Genomic DNA, 3611 nt, shown 5'->3' with positions numbered 1-3611 from the left:
GCATCAATGCTATCACTCGGAACGGCGCTCGCTATCGCTTCAACCGCGCCCGTTTCGGATAAGACGAAATTTTCATTATTCGGTTGTGCATTAGGAGGACTATTAATTGGTGTGATTTCATCGTTTGTGGAAGAACGAGAAGTTCCACCACCGCCCGAAGTACCCGCTGAAGTCACAGACTTCTCTATCGTGAAAGAATAGATCAGAACCAACTCGGTAGTGCTTTGGTTTGTTGCAAAATCAACCCCCCAAGTGCGGTAATTGAAAGCATTGATAATATCATCTCCGGCACAGGTGATGGTGGAGGTGGCGGCGATGGTGAAAGTATAAGTGTGAAACAATCACGATTATGGATGATTGTATTTATGAGCTCGCCCGCCAGTTCCTCAGTCACCTGCTCACCATTATATGTCTCCTTATCGTAGTTCTCACGCCAGTATTCTATTTCCTCATCCCAGCGTGATATTGCATCGTTGTAGCATTCCTCATAATCTTTCTTCGCATGTAATGATTTCTCTTTCTCTATATCCCCCACTATCGGTGCAACAGCGAATCGGCTACCGCAAGGCGTGGGGACGGCAAATGTTATTACCTCTTCACTGTATCCAAAATATGCGATAGCGCCCGCTCTGACGATAGCGGGACCCAAATCGTTCGCAGTCAGGCACGAAAGGAGCGATATTACCCTGTCTTTAACAAGGTCAAGGTTTGTGGTAGTGGAAAGAAAAGGCTCGGTATCAACAACCGTGTATGTATCCTTTGAACCGTGTCCCAACCCATAAATATGTTCGATTTCGGGATGATTGAGGATATAATCTCGCAAGAACTCCGGCGTGGCTTCCTCCTCAATTATAGCCACATCCTCACCCTCTCCACTGAGATACTCGTAAACCTCTTTCGGCGCACACTCGAAATACGGCAGTGCCGGGTCGTTATAATGAGGGTTGATTATCAATACTTTGGTCATTTTTTCAAAACTTGTTCGAGATTAGTCATCTCCGCCTCTATCAACATCCGCCCGATCCGTGTGCCTTTCTGTATCTCCTCCAACAGCTGCGAAGGTGTGTATATTTTACCCCCAATAATACGCTTGTATGTCTCCGGCAGTTTCTTCAAACGCTCTTTCAATCGCAATATGGCGAGTGCATACTTCTCCTCTACGGTGGTGAACGCTCGCGCCTCTATTATGCGTTGTAGCTCCGCACCCAGACTCGTGCCCGCACGCACTTCCGCTAAAATCTCATTCGGTGTATATGCGCGGTCGCCATGAATCACTAATGGCTGGTTACGCTCAACACGTGGTAGTCCATTCACCCAAGCCTCCACTATTTCAACTGACATTTCTTCATACCCCTATCCATGTTCTTAATGCTGCAAGTGGAATTCGGCTGAGTAACTTATCAACTCCTATTTTAATCCCAATTCTCGATAAATAAGAGGAGAGTGCCGATCCTACTGCATATTCATCGCCTGGCACTGGACTTATTATTGTGAGAACCAATGCGATCGTGAGCGATATAATTGTTGCTGTTTCGAGTGGGTGCTCCTTCAGCCATTTAGCAGTTGTGCCCAGCCATGATGCAATTAATGCAATAATGGCATCAGGTGTGAGATCAACCACTCGATCAGGGTCCATATCCGGTAATGGTTCGTCCTCCGGGTCGGCATCAGGATGCGCAAGCGGCTCAGGATTGAACTCATTAGTGAGGGGACTCGTCCCGCTCGGTATCCTTATGACCCGCCTTAATTCCTTATAGCCTTCCTTTATTATACGGATAAGATATTTCTGACCAACTATCAAGTCGAGTGATAATACACCGTCAGAAACGACATACGTTGTATCATCTATAATAACTTTAGCATTCTTGATGAAAGTCCCGTCACTGCGTTTGATATTAATAATTTTCGTTCTCGTTCTCGGCGATACCGGTGGTCTTATTTTTCTTATTAACCCCGGAATATCTACAAGCCGTATGAATATGGCAGCGGCGGCACACGCGCCAAATAAATACAATATTTTTGTGAGCGTGCTCATCAATTGACCAGTAGGTTCGGCAAGTGCAGCCTTACGCCTGTTTGCCTGCATGTAATATATCTTTAATGTTGTCGCCTTCTCTTCGTTCGTGAGTGTGTCAAAATCGTCAGGTAGCTCTATGCCTCCGCCTCCTTCGTTTTCTATGTCTTGATTCATAGCATCCAGTTTCGGCTTGTATTTAGCCCATTCCGCTTCCACTTCCTTATCTGTAATCGGTACTCCTTTTTTGATCTTCTCTAATAGATCATTCAAATCGGAAGCGGTTTCACGATATTCTTTCTCAAGGTATTCCGCCATCGGTGACCATTTCAATTTCTTATAAAGGTAATAACCTACGAGCGCGACTGCACCTACCCCGCCACCTATTGCTAAACCCTTCACCACCCCGCTGGTTAAATCTCTATTATTTTCACTCATTTGTATACAATCACATCATAATATTTCTCGTATTCATAAACAATATCGAAATATGACAGGAAATCTTCCTTGAGTATGCCTATAACGCGCTTACCGGAGCCATAATCCCGCGTTGTGTATCGCAATGTTACATCTTCATAAGGTCCGACGAAGACTACAACATCATAACTAACGGGCTTCTCTTCTAATGTGTAGAGTGCATATGTAGTTCGATCAACGGCATCACTCCTCCCCCTGTCAGGAGCTTTGCTTATGTAATATGTGCCCCATATATAGACTTTATCATCTTCTTCAAACCCTATAAATATAATCTTACGTCTCTCTTTATCGTAATGACAGAAAGCATAGCCTTGAATCGTATATGTATCAGCTTCTAAATTGTGGTTTTTATATGTGATTGTGCCCGTGAGCGGGTCTTCAGGCGCCACTTCCACCGCACCCGGACCACCAGAGCCGTTCCTTGTCATTGCGAAATTGGTTATCTCCACAAGCCTCGGTATACATGGCTTCACATAATGCACCGTCACTTCATTACTCGCACATGGGTCATAACTGTATGAACCTTTAAATACGGACTTGAGTTTTACTGTCAGCTTGCTATCTGGCATATTTTCTTCTTCTACCCAAACATCACAAGAGAATCTACCATTTTCGTCCGTCACGCCGCTCCACACTTCTTCGCCCGTGCCCGCATCTATTAATGTGACCTCAAAACCCTCCAGTGGCTCGCCCTTTATCGTTGATAGCCAGCTATCAACTGTGATTCTGCCACCATACCCACAATTCGTCGTCGCTACCGTCTTATATATTGGGTTGCCATCACTATAACCCATGAGCAGCTTGGTAACTAATACGGTATTGCCCACACCCGATACAAACTTTTTATACAAGAAATAGCCGCCCACTCCCGCAGCGGCGAGCCCTAATGTCACTCCTAATGCTTCTTTACCGTTGCCCATTTTGTTTCACCGGGTTTTATAGATTTTGTATCCAACAGCGGCTGCACCACCCACTACCGCACCGATACCCGTTATTATGCCAAGCAACCACATCGCAAATAGCGGCCAGTAGCCCGCATCATCGTCCGCAAGCACTTCCAAGCTCGTGCCACAGGAAGGGCATGTTATTATAGTTCCCGGCTCACCACTTATCACCAGTG

6 protein-coding genes are annotated in these 3611 nt (G+C 45.6%); 1 reads left to right on the top strand and 5 read right to left on the bottom strand.

Annotated features, from left to right (window positions below; translation table 11 throughout):
* Nucleotides 1-201: hypothetical protein (locus J7J01_00225; GenBank protein ID MCD6209320.1), on the top strand; the 201-nt coding region annotated here is incomplete at its 5' end.
* A 1-nt stretch (nt 202) separates the two neighbouring features.
* Here J7J01_00225 and J7J01_00220 read toward each other — a convergent pair.
* The 5 genes from J7J01_00220 to J7J01_00200 form a co-directional block, all read right to left on the bottom strand.
* Nucleotides 203-967 carry a hypothetical protein gene (locus J7J01_00220; GenBank protein ID MCD6209319.1) on the bottom strand — a complete coding sequence of 255 codons (765 nt, stop codon included), beginning with the start codon at nt 965-967 and terminating at the stop codon, nt 203-205.
* Nucleotides 964-1341, bottom strand: coding sequence for a hypothetical protein (locus tag J7J01_00215; GenBank protein MCD6209318.1), 378 nt, complete (start codon nt 1339-1341; stop codon nt 964-966). Before J7J01_00215 ends, J7J01_00220 begins: the two co-directional genes overlap by 4 nt.
* 4 nt (nt 1342-1345) lie before the next feature.
* Nucleotides 1346-2452, bottom strand: a complete 1107-nt coding sequence (locus J7J01_00210) for a hypothetical protein (protein ID MCD6209317.1) — start codon at nt 2450-2452, stop codon at nt 1346-1348.
* Nucleotides 2449-3411, bottom strand: a complete 963-nt coding sequence (locus J7J01_00205; GenBank protein MCD6209316.1) for a hypothetical protein — start codon at nt 3409-3411, stop codon at nt 2449-2451. Before J7J01_00205 ends, J7J01_00210 begins: the two co-directional genes overlap by 4 nt.
* A gap of 6 nt (nt 3412-3417) precedes the next feature.
* The coding region (locus tag J7J01_00200) for a hypothetical protein (GenBank protein MCD6209315.1) at nt 3418-3611 on the bottom strand (194 nt) is incomplete at its 5' end.

The organism is Methanophagales archaeon, from assembly GCA_021159465.1.
Classification (GTDB): domain Archaea; phylum Halobacteriota; class Syntropharchaeia; order Alkanophagales; family Methanospirareceae; genus G60ANME1.
Note: the sequence above shows the minus strand (reverse complement) of the source record. Positions and strands in the feature narration are given on the sequence as shown.